The sequence below is a fragment of the Micromonospora sp. CA-244673 genome (assembly GCF_050948395.1).
Taxonomy (GTDB): Bacteria; Actinomycetota; Actinomycetes; order Mycobacteriales; family Micromonosporaceae; genus Micromonospora.
Map to the genome: position 1 here is coordinate 3549500 of NZ_CP192019.1, position 15686 is coordinate 3565185.

General features: G+C 71.8%; 15 protein-coding genes. 8 read left to right on the forward strand and 7 right to left on the reverse strand.

Annotated elements, in window-relative coordinates; all coding sequences use genetic code 11:
* Positions 1-40 precede the first annotated feature (40 nt).
* Positions 41-478, reverse strand: a complete 438-nt coding sequence (locus ACQP12_RS16470; RefSeq protein WP_433288972.1) for a DUF6069 family protein — start codon at positions 476-478, stop codon at positions 41-43.
* Between the two features lie 163 nt (positions 479-641).
* On the opposite strand from ACQP12_RS16470, the gene ACQP12_RS16475 reads away from it, so the two are divergent.
* Positions 642-929 carry a DUF2277 domain-containing protein gene (locus tag ACQP12_RS16475; RefSeq protein ID WP_357948985.1) on the forward strand — a complete coding sequence of 96 codons (288 nt, stop codon included), beginning with the start codon at positions 642-644 and terminating at the stop codon, positions 927-929.
* A gap of 107 nt (positions 930-1036) precedes the next feature.
* On the opposite strand, the gene ACQP12_RS16480 is transcribed toward ACQP12_RS16475, so the two are convergent.
* Positions 1037-1975, reverse strand: a complete 939-nt coding sequence (locus tag ACQP12_RS16480) for an NADP-dependent oxidoreductase (protein WP_433288974.1) — start codon at positions 1973-1975, stop codon at positions 1037-1039.
* A gap of 68 nt (positions 1976-2043) precedes the next feature.
* The gene (locus ACQP12_RS16485; protein ID WP_433288976.1) at positions 2044-2322 is read right to left on the reverse strand and encodes a hypothetical protein; all 279 of its coding nucleotides are present in this window, start codon (positions 2320-2322) and stop codon (positions 2044-2046) included.
* 262 nt (positions 2323-2584) lie between these two features.
* Here ACQP12_RS16485 and ACQP12_RS16490 point away from each other — a divergent pair, with 262 nt between their 5' ends.
* Positions 2585-3037, forward strand: a complete 453-nt coding sequence (locus tag ACQP12_RS16490) for a VOC family protein (protein WP_433288979.1) — start codon at positions 2585-2587, stop codon at positions 3035-3037.
* Between the two features lie 173 nt (positions 3038-3210).
* Here the strand turns inward: ACQP12_RS16490 and ACQP12_RS16495 are convergent, their stop codons facing one another.
* From ACQP12_RS16495 to ACQP12_RS16510, 4 genes are all read right to left on the reverse strand, one after another.
* Complete coding sequence (locus ACQP12_RS16495) at positions 3211-4635, reverse strand: M1 family metallopeptidase (protein WP_433288981.1); 1425 nt, start codon at positions 4633-4635, stop codon at positions 3211-3213.
* Positions 4636-4718: 83 nt separating this feature from the next.
* Positions 4719-5711: an ROK family protein gene (locus ACQP12_RS16500; protein ID WP_433288983.1), complete on the reverse strand. Its 993-nt coding sequence runs from the start codon at positions 5709-5711 to the stop codon at positions 4719-4721.
* 4 nt (positions 5712-5715) lie between these two features.
* Complete coding sequence (locus ACQP12_RS16505) at positions 5716-7185, reverse strand: M81 family metallopeptidase (RefSeq protein WP_433288985.1); 1470 nt, start codon at positions 7183-7185, stop codon at positions 5716-5718.
* 12 nt (positions 7186-7197) lie between these two features.
* Positions 7198-8343: an ROK family transcriptional regulator gene (locus tag ACQP12_RS16510; RefSeq protein WP_433288987.1), complete on the reverse strand. Its 1146-nt coding sequence runs from the start codon at positions 8341-8343 to the stop codon at positions 7198-7200.
* A gap of 288 nt (positions 8344-8631) precedes the next feature.
* Between ACQP12_RS16510 and ACQP12_RS16515 the strand changes: the two genes are divergently transcribed.
* From ACQP12_RS16515 to ACQP12_RS16540, 6 genes are all read left to right on the forward strand, one after another.
* Positions 8632-10437 carry a peptide ABC transporter substrate-binding protein gene (locus ACQP12_RS16515; protein WP_433288989.1) on the forward strand — a complete coding sequence of 602 codons (1806 nt, stop codon included), beginning with the start codon at positions 8632-8634 and terminating at the stop codon, positions 10435-10437.
* Positions 10438-10514: 77 nt separating this feature from the next.
* Positions 10515-11474: an ABC transporter permease gene (locus ACQP12_RS16520; RefSeq protein WP_433288991.1), complete on the forward strand. Its 960-nt coding sequence runs from the start codon at positions 10515-10517 to the stop codon at positions 11472-11474.
* Positions 11471-12391 (forward strand): ABC transporter permease, encoded by a 921-nt coding sequence (locus tag ACQP12_RS16525; protein ID WP_357943722.1) that lies wholly within the window; start codon positions 11471-11473, stop codon positions 12389-12391. Before ACQP12_RS16520 ends, ACQP12_RS16525 begins: the two co-directional genes overlap by 4 nt.
* A 13-nt stretch (positions 12392-12404) precedes the next feature.
* Positions 12405-14522, forward strand: a complete 2118-nt coding sequence (locus tag ACQP12_RS16530) for a dipeptide ABC transporter ATP-binding protein (RefSeq protein WP_433288993.1) — start codon at positions 12405-12407, stop codon at positions 14520-14522.
* Positions 14519-15220, forward strand: a complete 702-nt coding sequence (locus tag ACQP12_RS16535; RefSeq protein WP_433288995.1) for a copper homeostasis protein CutC — start codon at positions 14519-14521, stop codon at positions 15218-15220. The genes ACQP12_RS16530 and ACQP12_RS16535 overlap by 4 nt, the downstream gene beginning before the upstream one ends.
* Positions 15221-15301: 81 nt before the next feature.
* Positions 15302-15595 (forward strand): DUF1330 domain-containing protein, encoded by a 294-nt coding sequence (locus tag ACQP12_RS16540; protein WP_357943728.1) that lies wholly within the window; start codon positions 15302-15304, stop codon positions 15593-15595.
* Positions 15596-15686 lie beyond the last annotated feature (91 nt).

Below are 15686 nucleotides of genomic sequence, written 5' to 3' on the forward strand. Positions count from 1 at the left end.
CCCGGGCGCGGCCCGGGGTCGGCCGTGCCCAGGTGCTCGGTCAGGCCCGGGTGGCAGCAACGGGTCCGGCGGGCAGGCGGCGCGCGACAGCGGGGATCACGATCGCGGCCGCGACCAGGTGGGTGAGCATCAGCAGCACCTTGGTGGTCGTCCCGGCGTCGGCGATCACGTCCGGCACCAGCGACAGAACCGTCAGCACCACCGTCGTGCGGACGAAGGTGCGCCGCGGACGCCGGGCGAAACGGGACAACAGCGCCGCGATGACCACGCCGATCAGCGAGAAGACAGCGGTGAGCACGCCGAACCCCGCCACCGGAATCGGGGCGCCGGCCAGATCGAGGCTGACCCCTGCCGCGTGGCCGGCGGCGGCGACGGCCATGGTGGCGGCGCTCGCGGCAACCGCGGCGATGACACCGGTCCGGATCAGCGCACCGAAGGTCGACGTGGTGGCGTGGGTCGTGTTCGCAGTGGTGGTCATCGTGCCCTCCATCGGGTGAATGGACCGGCTCGGTGCCGGGCCCTCACCAGGACGACGAAGAGGACCAACCCCAATCGACAAGCAGGCCCATATTTTTTTCCGGGACATTCGCCTCCGGCTACGCCGGCCCGCCCCGGGCCCTCGGGCCTGGCATTGTAGGGGGATGTGCAGGAACATTCGGGTGCTCCACAACTTCGAACCGCCCGTGACCGACGACGAGATCGAAGCCGCCGCCATCCAGTACGTGCGCAAGGTCAGCGGCACGACACGGCCGTCCGCGGCCAACGAGGAGGCGTTCGGGGAGGCGGTCCGCGCTGTGACGGCGGCCACCCGAACCCTGCTGGACAGCCTCGTGACGAAGGCGCCTCCCCGCGACCGCGAGGTGGAGGCCGCGAAGGCCAGGGCGCGCGCCGCCGAACGGTATGGTCCTCGAGGGGCAACGGCGGGCTGACGGCGCCCGATCTGGCCCGCTCCGGACGGGGCTTCCGGGTCGTCGGGCATCCGATGAACACGCGGCCCGTACCGGCGGTCAGCGAGGCGCTGGCACGCGCACGGTGATCACGCGTGCCGCGCTCCCGCTTCGTCCGTGACCTGAATGATCGTCTTGCCGGGCGTGCGGTGGCGGCGGGCGAACGCGGAGGGCGTCTCGTCAAGCGGTCGCACGGCGCCGACGATGGGGTTGAGCCGTCCGGTCCGCACGCGTTGGGCGAGGTCGGTCAGCCGGGCGCGATCGGGTTCGACGACGAAGAAGACGGCTCGCCCGTCCTGGGGCTGCACGGTGGGTGGCACGGCGATGGTGACGACGGTGCCGCCCGGGCGTACCAGTTCGGTCGACCGCTCGAGGATGTCGCCGCCGATGACGTCGAGCACCACGTCCACCTCGCCGGCCTGCCGTAGATCGTCGGCGTCCAGGTCGAGGAAGGTCTGCGCGCCGAGGCGGAGCGCGACATCACGGTCGGCGGCCCGGCCGGTGCCGATCACGCGGGCGCCGACCTCCCGGGCGAGTTGGACGGCGATCGAGCCGACGCCGCCCGCGGCGCCGTGAATGAGGACGGTCTGTCCGGTCGTGAGATGGGCGTGGTCGAACAGTCCCTGCCACGCGGTCAGCCCGGAGATGGGCAGCGCCGCGGCCACGGTGTGCTCGATGTCGGCCGCGAGAGGGGCGAGGTTGCGGGCCTCCACCGCGGTGAATTCGGCCAGGGAGCCGTCGCGGGCCCAGTCGGTCAGCCCGAACACCCGCTGGCCCACGGTGAGGCCGGTGGTTCCGTAGCCGAGCTCGGCCACCACGCCGGACAGCTCGTGACCGGGGATGGTGGGTGTCCGGTCGCGGCCGGCGCGGTCCGACCACGTTGCCGGCCAGTCGAGCTCGCCGGGGGTGAAGCCCGCGGCGTGCACGCGCACGATGACGTCGTTCTCCGCAGCGTGGGGGTAGGGCATGTCGGTCAGGGTGAGCCCGCCGACACCCGCGTCACGGTCCCGCACGGTGATCGCTCGCATGCTCGGATCCTCTCAAGAGCGGTTGACGGTATGGGCTGTTTTGTGGGGGTCCGCAAGGTCGGATCCGATCAGCTTGGCCAGGGCGAACGGACGATGCGCTCGACCGTCGTCACGCGCTGGAAGCCGGGGATGAAGTGTTCGAGCACGTCGGAGTTCACGGCGCCGTTGGTGGTGTCGGGTCGGTTCTTCAGCCCGTCGACGTAGGCGCGCAGGAACTCGTTCTTGAAATCCCCTCGTGGATGGACGGCGAGTATCGCGGCCAGCTGATCGTCTTCCAGCCCGTCCAGGCCGAGGCCGAGCACGTCGGTCAGGACGCCGAGGTACGTGGTCGCGATTTCCGGGGCCATCCGGTCGGGGATGCCCGGCGTGGTGTCGCTTCGGCGACCGCGGCTGTCTCAGGAATCGCCAACCCCGCGATGACCTCTGGCATGATCTCCGACCCTCCGGCAATTGCGTGCGGACCACGTTTCCGCGCTCCATGCTGCCCACCGATCGTCGTACGGCGCCGCCTTCGTCCGGCCGGGATGACGTGATTTCAGCGAGAGTGGGAAGTGGTGGAGTCGGCAGGACTGGGGAGACGCTGCTGGCGATGTCCGGCATGCTGTGGGCATGACCGAGGAACTGAAAGATCGTTCCGCCCTGTCCGGTGACACGGTGGCCGCTGCGCCGCCAGTGATCTCCGTGATGTTGATCGTCTCCGATGCAGACGCCGCGGTCGCCTGGTACAAGACGGCACTGGGCGCGACGGAGCTGTGGAACCTTGGTGGCGTGGCCGGCCTTGAGATCAGCCGCGCCCCCTTCTTCCTCCACCAGGTCGATCCCGAGAACGCCACCGAGACCAGCCCCGGTCAGGCGGGGGTCACGAGCACCCGCATCGAGGTGTTCGTCGATGACCCCGACACCTTCATCGAGCGCGCCGTCGCGGCCGGCGCAGTCGCCGGAGCGGCAATCGAGGATCACCGCGTGCCCTGGGGGACGCACCGTCAAGGTGGCTTCACGGACCCGTTCGGCCACAACTGGTCCGTGGGCGACAGGTCACCCCTGGGCTCGTTCCCACGCTGATCTGGCCCTACGAGAGCATGCGACGGGTCTTCGCCGGGAAGCTGTCGATGAGCCCCGCCGCCCACCGGCGCCGGTTCAGCACGGCCCGCCACACCAACGCGGGGTAGTGCTCCCACCGGCCCGAGGGGTCGGCGGGTCTCGCGACAGGAAGCGGTCGCGAGACCCCGCCGACGTCACCAGGTCGCGGGCTTGCCCTTCTGGAACAGCCACACGTCGAAGAAGGCATCGAGGTTCTGCCCGGATTCCCGCTCGGCGAGGGCGACAAAGTCGGCCGTCGCAGCGTGGCCGTACCGGTGGCTGGCCGCCCACGTCCGCAGGATGCGGAAGAAGGTGGCGTCGCCGACCTTGCCCCGCAACGCGTGCAGCGTCATCGCCCCCCGGTTGTACGGGATGTTGCTGAACATGTCCTCGGGGCCCGGGTCGGCGAGGACGATCTGCCAGAACGACGACGAGGCGGCCCGGCCGTAGTTGCTGCCGCTGTTGAAGGTCTGGCTGACCGACGCGCCGCCGTTGTACTCCGTGTACATCCACTGGGCGTAGGTGGCGAAGCCCTCGTTGAGCCAGATGTCCGACCACCGCCGCGGGGAGACGGAGTCGCCGTACCACTGGTGCGCCAGCTCGTGCGCCATGGTGCCGACGCTCGCCGCGCTGGAGAAGATCGGCTTGGTCTGGGTCTCCAGGGCATAGCCCACGTCGGGGGCCCGGTCGATGATCGCACCGGTCGAGGCGAACGGGTACGGGCCGAACGTCGAGGAGAAGAAGTCGATCATCTTGGGGATCTGCGCGACCGCGGCGGCGGACCCGGCGACCTGCCGCGGGTCGACGGCGACGTACACGGGGATCCCGCTCGGCGTGGTCGACTCGGTGACCACGAACCTGCCGATGGTGATCGTCGCCAGGTAGGTGGCCATCGGCTCGGTCGAGTCCCACGTGAAGGTGGTCCAGCCGTCCCGCGTCTCCTGCGAGAGGAGCTGGCCGTTGCCGACGGCCGTGAGCCCCTCCGGCACCGTCGCGGTGAACCGGAAGGTGGCCTTGTCGGTCGGGTGGTCGTTGGTGGGCAGCCAGGCCGGCGTGCCCTGCGGCTCACCGACGACGAAGGCCCCGTCGTCGGTGGGCACCCAGCCTTCGATCGACCCGTCGGGGTCGGTGATCGGACCCGGTACGCCGGCGTACCGCACCACCACGGTGAAGGCCTGCCCGGTCTTGAGCTTCGGGCGGGGCGTGACGACCAGCTCCTGCCCGTTGCGGGTGAAGCCGTGCGCGTGCCCGTTGACCGTCAGCGACGAGATCTCCGGGCCGCGGAAGTCCAGGTTGAACCGGTCGAGGTCCTGTGTGGCGACAGCGGTGATGGTGGCGGTGGCGGCCATCAACCGGGTGGCCGGGTCGTAGGAGAAGGTGAGGTCGTAGTGCTGGACGTCGTATCCGCCGTTGCCCTCGTCCGGGAAGTACGGGTCGCCGACGCTCGCCGCACCGGCCGAGTAGCGAGGGGCTCCCGGGTTGCCGGGTGCTGCGCCGGCCGCGTCCGGCGCCACCACCGATCCGACAGCCACCAGGGCGACTGTGGCGAGCGCGGCACCGCGCAGGCGTGGGACTGTCATGTGGATCCTCTCCCTTGGACGGCCGTGGCTTCGCCGGCCGCCAGCTGCGTACGCCCAATCCACTCGCACCCGGACGGGCATCGTCAAGGTCTTGAGGCCACTCCACCCTCGTCCTGATCGTGGTCACCGACGGCCGGTGCGCCCCAGCCGTCGGGAACGGACAGGCCGGCGAGCCGTCGGGCCAGGATGGCGGCGCCGATCTGCGCGGCCTGCGGGCCGAAGGCGGAGCGCAGCACCGGGGGCGGGGTCCGCCAGGCGAGGGCCGCGCGCAGGGCGTCGCGTACCGGGTCGAAGAACAGCGCGCCCGCGTCCGCCAGCCCGCCGCCGAGAACGATGCGGGCCGGGTCGAGGGTCAGGGTGAGGGTGGCCAGGGCGATCCCCAGCGCCTGCGTCGCGTCGTTCCAGACGGTGGCGGCGACCGGATCGGTGGCCACCGCGTCGGCGATGGCCCGGCTGTCGGAGTCCGGGGTTCCGCCGAGTCGGGCATAGCGGCGGGCCAGCCCGCCGGCGGAGGCGTAGACCTCCAGGCATCCCCGCTGCCCGCAACTGCACGGCTCCCCGCCGGGGTGGACCGGCATGTGGCCGACCTCGCCGGCCGAGCCGGTCGCGCCGGGCACCGGCTCGCCGTGCACCACCACGGCCGCGGCGATGCCGGTGCCCAGCGGAAGCAGCAGGAAGTTGTCCAGCCCACGGGCCGCCCCGGCCACCGCCTCGGCGACGCCGGCCGCCCGCGCGTCGTGCCCGACCGCCACCGGGAGCCCGAGGTCGTCCCCGACGAGGGTGCGGAGCGGCACGTCGCGGAACCGGAGGTTGGCCGCGTACCGCACCACCCCGTTCGTCTCGTCGACGAGGCCCGGCGTGACCACGCCGATCGCGGCGGGCGCGGCGCCGAGGCCGAGCGCGTCGTCGCGCAGCTGCAGGCACAGGGAGCGGACCGCCTTGACCGGGTCGTCGTCCGCGCACGACGGCACGGTCAGGGTGTGCCGGCGCCGGCCGTCCTCGCCGACCACCGCCCCCTTGATGGTCGTTCCGCCGACGTCGACGGCGAGGACGCACTGGTCTTCGGGCTGGGTCACGCGATCACCCGGTCACCACGGCGAGGTCCGCCGTGAAGTCGCGGTCCAGGGGAAACACCGGTCGCACCACGTTCTGGTACGGCAGCCGCGCGAGGTCCTGGTCGACGCCGCCCGGCGTCAGCGCGAGCAGCCAGTCTCCGGCCGCGTCGAACAGTTCGGGTTCGAGATAGCCGATCTTCACCACGACGAGATCCATCTCGTCGACCTTGATGCCCAGCCGTGCGTAGGAGTCCAGCAGGCGGTACTGCATCCGGCGGGAGGTGACGAGGACGCTGAGCCCGCCCACCCGTACGCTGACGCACCGCCCGCCGTCGGGATCGTCGGCGACCGCCTCCAGGATCCCGTCGAGCGGGAGCGGCCCCGGGTCCCGGGGGTCGATCCGCCCGCCGACGGTCACCCGGACCGGCGAGCCGAGCGGCTGGTCGGCGATCTGCGCCACGGCCCGCGGGTCGACCAGCGAGGCGAACACGGCACGACGGGAGCCGTCGCGGATCTCGGGGCGGGCCAGCATCCGTTCGGGGGCGAAGGTGACGTCGTCGGCGCCGCCGGCGCCCGGGTTGTCGCCGGAGTCGCTGATGAAGAACGGCCGCCGGGCCGGATCGGCGACCGCGGCCAGGGCGGCGTCGAGGCACTCGTCCATCGAGCCGGTGGGGGCGACGAAGGCGAACTCGTCGCGGGCCGCCCAGAAGTGCCCGCCCAGCTCGCGGGCCGCCTCGGTGGTGGCGGTGGCGTCGGTGCCGGTGACGACGACCGCGCCGCGGCAGCGCGGCTGGTCGGCCCAGGCGAACCCGATCCAGATCGCCGCGTCGACGACGCCGTCGCGGGCCTCGACCTCACCGATCCGCGCGTAGAGTCCCCGGGCCGGCTCCTCGCGGGTGCTGGTCATCTCGCCCGGCAGCAGGATCGGCACGTGGACCAGCGCCTTGTGCGGGCGCTGCTGCCGGCGCAGCGCCTCGACCAGGTTCCGGGCGGCGCGCTCGCGCGTCTCCCACACGTCGACGTGCGGGGCGGTGCGGTAGCAGGTGAGCAGGTCGCAGGCGTCGAAGAGCACCTGCGAGACGTTGCCGTGCAGGTCCATCGCCGCAGAGACGAACGGCTCCGGCCCGATCACCGACCGGATGGCGGTGACGAGGTCGCCCTCCGCGTCGTCGCTTCCGACGACCGTCATGGCGCCGTGGATGTCCAGCAGCATGCCGTCCAGGGGGCCGGCCGCAGCCAGCTTCTCCACCAGCTCGGTGGCCCAGGCCTCGTACGTCGCCGGGTCCACCGCCCCGCCGGGCAGGGCCCGGGCGTGCACGAGCGGGATCCACTCGACGTCGGCGGCCCAGGGCTGGGCGGGGGAGAGCCAGTCGTAGCGCGCCAGCAGCGCGTCGCCCCGGGTGACCTCGAAGTCGTCGGCGGTGCTCAGGTGCGGCGAGAAGGTGCTGGACTCGATGTGGATGCCGCCGATGGCGACGCGGAGGGGACGGGGCACGGGTGTTGCTCCTCAGGAGGGTCGTACGTCGGTCGTCGTGCGCAGCAGGTGCCCGAGGCCGACCAGGGCCGCGTCCGGGCCCGCGACGCTGGCTTCGATGGTCAGGGACTGGGTCATGGACGGCAGGCAGCGCTCGTAGAGCATCCCCCGGGTCGCGGCCACGTAGACGTCCAGGCTGGACAGTGCGCCGCCGATGACGACGGCGTCGGGGTTGAGGAAGTTGACCAGGCCGGAGAGGGCGACGCCGAGCAGCCGGCCGGCGTGGCGCACCATGGTCACCACGGTCGGGTCGGCGTCGCTGACGGCGCTCACGATCTCCCGGATCGTGGTCGCCGACGAGCCCTGCTCGGCCAGCTGGCGGGCCAGGGCGGCGCCGCTGGCGACGGTCTCCAGGCAGCCCCGGCTGCCACACGAACACTCCCGCTCGCCGCTGTCCGCCACCCGGACGTGGGTGACGTCGCCGCTGAGGCCGCGGCCGCCCCGGTAGATCTGACCGCCGCTGACCAGGCAGGCGCCGATGCCGGTGCCGGCCTTCACGTAGATCATGTCGCCGAACTCGTCCCGCCGGGTGACGTACTCGCCGATCGCCGCCGCCTTGGCGTCGTTGTCGACGACCACCGGCACCGGGAAGCGCTCGGCGAGGTGGGCCCTCGCGTCGACGCCACTCCAGCCGGGCATCCGGGCCGGGCCGATCAGCCGCCCGCCGGGGAACTCGACCGGCCCCGGCAGGGCCACGCCGACGCCGAGCACCTCCTGGCCGGCCGCGGTCGCCGCCCGGAGCCGGTCGACCGTCGCCGCGACGACCTCGAACACCTCCGCCGGCCCGGCGGCGATGTCGATGGCCACCTCCTCGGTGGTGCGCAGCCCTCCGTCGGGCGCGCACAACCCCACCCGGGCGTGCCTGCCGCCCAGCTCCGCGACGGCGAGGATCCCCTTGGTCTCCCGCAGGCGCAGGATCCGGGGGCGTCGTCCCCCGGTGGACCGGCCCACCCCCTCCTCGAGGATGACGCCCTCCTCCAGCAGCCGGCGTACCACGCTCGTGACGGTCGAGGGGGCGACCTGCAACGCCTCGATGAGGTCGGCGCGCGAGGTGACCGTGCCGCTGGCCAGCAGGCTCAGGGTCTGGTCTCGCAGCGTGGCGGAGATCGATGGTTCCAAGGGTGCCTCTCCTTGTTCGGGCGGTCCTCCGGCGCCGCCTCAGTGTCGCAGTGCCCGGCAGGGTGCGCGCCGGAGCCCACGCGAAGAGTTTCGGTCGATGCTTCGCCGACTTAGATCGTACCCTGGCCGAAGTCGCCGAATAAAGAGGGTAAGTCTCGTTGACTCCACACTTCGGCCCGGATACATTCTCCGCGTCGAACGTCGAGGAGCAGCACCAGGCGGCCGAACTCGTGGCACCGCCGGTAGCGCCCGGAGACGCGGGGCAGTGCACATCAATCGAGGAGATTCATGAGGAGCAGATTTCCCCGGCGAGCCCTCCGCGGCGCGGTGGCGGTAGCCAGCGCGGTCGCCCTCGGGGCGGGCCTGGTCGCCTGCGGTGGTGGCAGCGGTTCATCGAAGGAGGGCGGGAGTCAGGGCAAGGACACCGTGACCGTCGCCTTCCGTACCCCGAACTGGATCCTGCCGATCTCGGCGCCCGGCTTCACCCAGGGCGAGAACGCCATCTTCGGCCAGGCGCTGTACCGGTCCCTCTACCAGTACAAGCTGGACGGTTCGGCGCAGTACAACATCGACCCGCAGCGCTCGATGGCCGAGGCGCCGGTGGTGAGTGACGGCGGCCGGACGCTGACCATCACGCTGAAGGACAACACCTGGTCCGACGGCAAGCCGGTCACCACCAGGGACATCCAGTTCTGGTACGACCTGGTCCGGGCGAACAAGGACAAGTGGGCGTCCTACCGGCCCGGCGGTCTGCCGGACAACATCGCGCAGTGGTCGGTCAAGGACGACAAGACCTTCTCGATCACCACCACCAAGGTCTTCAACACCGCGTGGTTCGTCGACAACCAGCTCAACAAGATCACCCCGATGCCGCAGCACGCCTGGGACCGGGACTCCGCCACCGCGGCCGTGAGCGACCTGGCCAGCACGCCGGAGGGCGCCAAGAAGGTCTTCGACTTCCTCACCACGGCCGCCAAGGACCCCAAGACCTACGACTCGAACGAGCTGTGGAAGGTCACCAGCGGCCCCTGGAAGCTGGCGAAGTACGTGCCGAACGGCGAGGTCACCCTCGCCGCCCAGCCCACCTACTCCGGTGTGGACAAGCCGAAGCTCGCCAAGGTCGTGCTCCGGCCGTTCACCGGCGACGACGCCGAGTTCAACGTGCTGCGCGCCGGTGACATCGACTACGGGTACGTGCCCGCGGCCAACCTCTCCCAGGAGGGCTACCTCAAGTCCAAGGGCTACACGGTCTCTCCCTGGTACGGCTGGTCCGTCACCTACCTGCAGCTGAACTTCAACAACCCGAAGACCGGGGTGCTGTTCAAGCAGCCGTACCTGCGGCAGTCGCTGCAGATGCTCATCGACCAGCCGACGATCAGCAAGGTGATCTGGTCCGGCACGGCCGCGCCGACCTGCGGTCCGGTGCCGGCCAAGCCGGGCACCAACGGCGCCGACGCCGCCGGCTGCGCGTACTCCTTCGACCCGGCCAAGGCGAAGGAACTGCTGGAGAGCCACGGCTGGAAGGTGACCCCGGACGGGCAGACCACCTGCCAGACGCCGGGCACCGGGCCGAACCAGTGCGGCGACGGCATCGCCGCCGGCGCGGCGCTGAACCTCACCGTGACCAGCCAGACCGGCTTCGCGGCCACGACGAAGATGTTCGCCGAGATCAAGTCGCAGATGTCCAAGCTGGGTATCCAGCTGACCATCAAGGAGGTGCCCGACTCGGTCGCGGTCACCCCGGCGTGCAAGCCGACGGATGCCACCTGCTCGTGGGACATGTCCTTCTTCGGCTCGCAGGGCAGCTGGTACTACCCGGCCTTCGCCAGCGGCGAGCGGCTCTTCGCCACCGGCGCCCCGGTGAACCTGGGCAGCTACAGCAACCCGGAGGCCGACAAGCTCATCGAGGCCACGCAGTTCTCCGGCGACGAGAGCGCGCTCAAGGCGTACAACGACTTCCTCGCCAAGGACCTGCCGGTGCTCTGGATGCCGAACCCGGTGTTCCAGGTCTCGGCGTACCGGTCCGGCCTGCAGGGGGTCGAGCCGCAGGACCCGATGAACTTCATGTACTTCCAGGACTGGTCCTGGAAGTGACCGATCGCTGATCGTCCCGGCCCCGGCGGCGCGCACCGCGCCGCCGGGGCCCCGACCAGGGAGGAGGCACGGCCCAGGTGGTCCGGTACCTCATCACGCGCTTGGGCCAGGCCCTCGTCGTCGTCGTGCTCGTCACGGTGATCGCGTTCCTCATCCTGCACCTGCTGCCCGGAGGCGCGGCGCGCGCCACCCTCGGCAAGGAGGCCACGCTGGAGCAGTTGGCGGCCTTCAACCACGACATGGGCTACGACCGGCCCTGGATCCAGCAGTACGGCATGTACGTGCACCGTCTGCTGCGGGGCGATCTGGGCTACTCGTACCAGCTCAACCAGTCGGTCGTCGAGGCGATCACCCAGCGGCTGCCGAAGACCATGGTGCTGTCGCTGCTGTCGACCGTGCTCGCCATCGTCCTGGCGATCCCGCTCGGGGTGATCCAGGCCGTACGCCGCAACCGCTGGCCCGACTACGCCATCACCTCGCTGTCGCTGCTGGCGTACGCCACGCCCATCTTCTTCATGGGCCTCATGATGATCATCCTCTTCTCGCAGGTCTGGCCGATCCTGCCGCCCGAGGCGCCACAGGGATTCACGGTGGCGGAGGTGCTCGCCGCTCCGGCCGGGCTGGTCCTGCCCACGATCACCCTCGCCGTCGTCACCATCGCGGTCTACTCGCGGTACGTCCGCTCCGCCATGGTCGACAACCTCAACGAGAACTACGTCCGCACCGCCCGCAGCAAGGGCCTCTCGGAGCGGCGGGTGGTGCTGCGGCACACCCTGCGCAACGGGCTGTTCCCGGTCATCGCGCTGCTCGGGATGTACCTGCCCGCGCTGTTCAGCGGGGCGTTGGTCGTCGAGTCGCTGTTCAACTTCCCCGGCATGGGGCAGCTGTTCTGGCAGGCGGCGCTCAAGCGTGACTTCCCGATCCTGCTCGGGGTCACCGTCATCATCTCGATCGCGACGGTGGTCGGCGCGCTCGTCGCCGACCTGCTCTACGCCGCCATCGATCCCCGGGTCCGACTCCAGCGGAGCGCGTCATGACCACACTCTCCGAGGCGGTCCGCCCAGGCGCCGTCCCCGACCAGCCGGCCGACGCCGAGGCGCCGGTGCGCGGCCTCTGGCGGCAGGGGCTGGTCGTCTTCTGCGAGAACCGGCTCGCCCTGGTGGGCCTGGGCCTGTTCGTCCTGCTGGCCGGGATCTGCTTCCTCGGTCCGCTCTTCTACCACACCGACCAGGTGCACACGGATCTCACCGCTGTCCACCTGGCGCCCGGGCAGCAGGGGCATCCACTCGGCACCGACGGGGTCGGCTACGACCAGCTGGGCCGGCTCATGCTCGGCGGGCAGACCTCGATCATCGTCGGGCTCGCCGCCGGGATCCTCGCCACCGCCGTGGGCACGATCTGGGGCGCCGTCGCCGGGTTCGCCGGCGGCTGGGTGGACTCGGCGATGATGCGGGTGGTCGACGCCATGATGTCGATCCCGTCGCTGTTCCTCTTCATGCTGCTCGCCGCCATCGTCACACCGAGCGTGTCCATGCTCATCGTCATCATCGGCGCCTTCGCCTGGCTGGGACCGGCCCGGCTGGTCCGGGGCGACGCCCTGACCCTGCGCTCCCGCGAGTACGTCCAGGCCATGCGGGGGATGGGTGGGACCGGCGGCCGGGCGGTACGCCGGCACATCGTGCCGAACGCCATCGGGACCGTGATCGTCAACGCGACCTTCCAGGTCGCCGACGCGATCCTCTACGTCGCGTACCTGTCCTTCCTCGGCCTCGGCGTCCCCCCGCCGGCGGCCAACTGGGGCGGGATGCTCTCCGACGGCCTGGCGGACACCTACAGCGGCCACTGGTGGCTGCTGTACCCGCCCGGCATCGCCATCATCCTCATCGTCCTCGCCTTCAACTTCATCGGCGACGGGCTGAGGGACGCCTTCGAGGTCCGCCTCCGGCGACGCTGAGCAGGAGCAGAGAATGAGCGAATCGACCGCCCGGCACACGCCGGCAGCCGGCGAAGTCCAGCCCCTGCTGGAACTGCGCGACCTCGACACCGACATCGCGCTGCGCCGCGGCACGGTGCACGCCCTGGACGGGGTCGGTCTGCAGGTCATGCCGGGGGAGACCCTCGGCGTCGTGGGGGAGTCCGGCAGCGGCAAGACGATGACCGCGCTCTCGATCATGGGTCTGCTGCCGCCCGGCGGCCGGGTGTCCGGGGGACAGATCCTCTTCGAGGGCCGGGACCTGCGATCGCTGCCGGCCGACGAGGTACGCCGGATCCGTGGTGTCCGGATGGGCATGGTCTTCCAGGACCCGCTCACCTCGCTCAACCCGACCATGCGTATCGGCGTCCAGGTCGGCGAACCGCTGCGGGTGCACGAGCGGGTCGGCCGGGCCGAGGCCCGGGAGCGGACCATCGAGATCCTGCGCCGGGTCGGGATGCCGCGCCCGGAGCGGATCGTCGACAACTACCCGCACGAGCTGTCCGGCGGGATGCGGCAACGGGTCGCCATCGCGATGGCCCTGATCTGCTCTCCCCGACTGCTCATCGCCGACGAGCCGACCACGGCGCTCGACGTCACCACCCAAAGGCAGATCCTCGAACTCATCGACGACCTGCGAGAAGAGTTCGGGATGGCCGTCATCCTGGTCACCCACGACCTCGGGGTGATCGCCGGCCGTGCCGACCGGGTCGCCGTCATGTACGCCGGACGGGTGGTCGAGACCGCCGCGACCGCAGAGCTGTTCCGCTCGCCGCGGCATCGCTACACCCAGGCGCTCATGGAGGCGCTCCCCGAGTCGGCGATCCGGGAGTCCGGCGAACACGCCCGGCTCTACAGCATTCCGGGCCTGCCGCCGGACCTGTCCCGCCCCCTGACCGGCTGCCGCTTCGCCCCACGCTGCCGGCACGTCACCGACGACTGCCGGACCACCGAGGTGACCCTGTCGGCCGGCGCGCACCAGCACGCCTGCCTGCACCCGGTGCCGGCGGAGCCGGCCGCGCCGGTCAGCCTGCCCGCCCCGGCACGGGTCGAGCCGCTGCCGGAGCCGGCCGGCGCGGCGGCCGCACCCGGTGAGCCGGCGGCCGGACCCGTCCTGTCGGTGCGGGACCTGGTCAAGAACTACGCGGCGCACGGCCGTGGGCTGCTGCGCCGGACCGCCGGGCAGGTCAGCGCCGTGGCGGGTGTGTCGTTCGACGTCGGCCCGGGGGAGACGTTCGGGCTGGTCGGCGAGTCCGGCTGCGGCAAGTCCACGGTGGGCCGGCTGGCCGTCGGGCTGGAGCAGCCGACCGCCGGGCAGATCATGCTGGACGGCACGGACATCGCCGGCCTGGCCGGACGGGCGCGCCGCCGGATGCACCGGCAGGTCCAACTGATGTTCCAGGACAGCTACGCCGCGATGAACCCGCGGATGCGCGTCGACGCCATCCTCGCCGAACCCCTGGAGATCCAGAAGGTGGGCGGCGCGGCGGCGCGGCGGGCGCGGATCGCGACGCTGCTCGACCAGGTGGGGCTGTCGCGGCGGGTCCTGGAACGCTACCCCCACGAGTTCTCCGGCGGTCAGCTGCAGCGCATCGGGCTGGCCCGGTCGCTGGCCCTGCAACCCCGCCTGATCGTCGGCGACGAGCCGGTCAGCGCGCTGGACGTGTCCATCCAGGCGCAGGTCCTCAACCTCATGCGGGACCTGCAGCGTGAGCTCGGTCTGGCGTACGTCTTCATCAGTCACGACCTGTCCGTCGTCGACTACATGGCGGACCGGATCGGCGTCATGTACCTCGGCAAGCTCGTCGAGGTCGGGCCCGCGCGGGACGTGGTCCGCGCCGCCCGGCACCCGTACACGCAGGCGCTCATCGACGCCGTTCCGTCCGTCACGCCGAACGCCGCGGCCGCGCGCGACGGGGTGACCATCCGGGGCGAGCTGCCCAGCGCGCTCAACCCGCCCACCGGGTGCCGGTTCCGGACCCGCTGCCCCCTCGCTCAGGACATCTGCGAGACGGAGCCGCCGCTGGCCGGCGGCGCGCACCAGGTGGCCTGCCACTTCCCGCTGCGTCCGGAGTCCACCGCGGCGTCCGCCCGGGCCGGGGCGGCCGCATGACCACGGTCGAGATCTGCGTGAGCGACGTGCCGACCGCGCTGGTGGCCGAGGCCGCCGGCGCCGACCGGCTGGAGCTGTGCGCCGACCTCGGCCAGGGCGGCACCACACCGAGCCTGGGTACGGTCGCGGTCGCGCTGCGGACGCTGCGCCGGGTGGGCGTACGGGTCATGGTCCGTCCCCGTGGCGGTGACTTCCGGGTGAGCGAGGTCGAGGAGCAGGTCATGCTCGCCGACATCGCGGCCATCCGCGGCCTGCCCAATCCGCACGATCTCGCGGTCGGGGTGGTGGTCGGTGCCGTCACCGCCGCCGGCGACCTCGACCTGGCCGTGCTGCGGCGCCTGATCGCGGCGGCAGGACCGCTGCCGGTGACGGTGCACAAGGCCTTCGACGAGGTCGGCGACCAGCTGACGGCGATCGAGCAGATCATCGACCTCGGGGCCGACGCCGTGCTCACCTCGGGCGGGGCGCCAAGCGCGCTGGCCGGCGCCACGCGGATCGCGGCGCTGCGGCAGCGGGCCGGCGACCGGTTGCGGGTCGTCGCCGGCGGCGGCATCCGGTCGCACAACGTCCGGCAGGTGCTCGCGGAGACCGGAGCGCGGGAGGTGCACCTGCGCGCACCGGCGCGGCGCGACGGCCGCGAGGCCACGGACGGCGACGAGGTACGCCGGGTTGTCGACGCCACCCGTGCCCAGACCTGACCGCGCGCCGGTCGAGGACGGTTAACCTGCGTAGGGCAGTCCAACGGGGGTGCCCATCCTGATGAGCGGGAGTCAGCGACGGTGCCGAAGGCCTACTGGATCACCACCTACCGGTCCATCAGCGACGACGGGAAGGTCGCCGCGTACGCGGAGCTGGCGGGGCCGGCGCTGCGCGCCGCCGGCGGCACGTTCCTGGCGCGCGGCCTGCCGGCGCACGCGTTCGAGTCCGGCGCGCTGGAGCGCACCACGCTGATCGAGTTCGACAGCGTCGAGGCCGCGCTCGCCGCCCACGAGACCCCCGCCTACCAGGAGGCGCTGCGGGCGCTCGGCGACGGCGCCGACCGCGACCTGCGCATCATCGAAGCGACGCCCTGACGCCGGCCGACCGACGGGCGCGCCCGGGTGGCCGGGACGGGCGGCACCGGGGGACGGCGACGGGCGCGAACCGGCCGCACCTCTAGGCTTG